Source organism: Bradyrhizobium sp. NBAIM08, assembly GCF_020193935.1.
Lineage (GTDB): Bacteria > Pseudomonadota > Alphaproteobacteria > Rhizobiales > Xanthobacteraceae > Bradyrhizobium > Bradyrhizobium yuanmingense.
The window spans coordinates 1-425 of record NZ_JADYVR010000642.1; the positions used below are offsets into that span (position 1 = coordinate 1).

At 63.8% G+C, this 425-nt stretch carries 1 protein-coding gene; it reads right to left on the reverse strand.

The annotated features are described in order from the left end of the window. The coding region (locus I6F37_RS41355) for a fibronectin type III domain-containing protein (protein WP_225154574.1) at window positions 1-304 on the reverse strand (304 nt) is incomplete at its 3' end. Window positions 305-425: the final 121 nt, after the last annotated feature.

A 425-nucleotide genomic window follows, 5' to 3' on the forward strand; every position in this document is an offset into this window, starting at 1 on the left:
CTTCATTGGAGTTGCCGCTCTGCACGCCGTTGAGATCGAACGCGCGCAGCGCGAAGTAATGGGCGCCGTCCGGGAGGCCAGTGACCTCGTGGGTGGTGGCGGCGGCTGGCAGGGTCACCGACTTGGTGTAGACACGTGAGGACGTGCCGTACACGAGCACGTAGCCCACGGTGTCGTCATCGAGATTCGGATCCCAGGTCAACCTCACGTTGCCGGCGACGGCCTGGCCAGCCTGCAGGAGCAGCAGGAGGCATGACGCGAACACCACACGGAGGACGTAGCTGGGAACACGACGGCGAACCATGCACCCTGCTAGGGCAACGCGCGTGCCCAGCAGTGTCGACGGCAGATAGTGGAGATCGGGCGATATTTCACACCGCTCTGGCCATCAGGCGAGGCGATGCTTCAGTCCGACCTTACAGATC